Origin of the sequence: Escherichia sp. HH41S (genome assembly GCF_009820115.1) — a bacterium.
GTDB classification, from domain to species: Bacteria; Pseudomonadota; Gammaproteobacteria; order Enterobacterales; family Enterobacteriaceae; genus Escherichia; species Escherichia coli_F.
The window spans coordinates 1-406 of the sequence record NZ_VNXE01000092.1 but is presented as its reverse complement, the minus strand read 5'-3'; the positions used below and the strand labels follow the sequence as shown (position 1 = coordinate 406).

Annotated in this window: 1 protein-coding gene; it reads left to right on the top strand. The window is 56.4% G+C overall.

Translation table 11 applies throughout. From position 1 onward, the window contains the following. A partial coding sequence (locus FQZ95_RS27050) for an Ig-like domain-containing protein (RefSeq protein ID WP_087906781.1) occupies positions 1-345 on the top strand: 345 nt, incomplete at its 5' end. Between the last annotated feature and the right edge of the window lie 61 nt (positions 346-406).

Sequence of the window (406 nt, the reverse complement as noted above, 5' to 3'; positions counted from 1 at the left end):
GCGAAGGAAGTGATCACCCGCACGGTGAAAGTCACCAATGTGGGACGTCCGTCGATGGCAGAAGATCGCAGCACGGTAACAGCGGCAACCGGCATGACCGTGACGCCTGCCAGCACCTCGGTGGTGAAAGGGCAGAGCACCACGCTGACCGTGGCCTTCCAGCCGGAGGGCGTAACCGACAAGAGCTTTCGTGCGGTGTCTGCGGATAAAACAAAAGCCACCGTGTCGGTCAGTGGTATGACCATCACCGTGAACGGCGTTGCTGCAGGCAAGGTCAACATTCCGGTTGTATCCGGTAATGGTGAGTTTGCTGCGGTTGCAGAAATTACCGTCACCGCCAGTTAATCCGGAGAGTCAGCGATGTTCCTGAAAACCGAATCATTTGAACATAACGGTGTGACCGTCA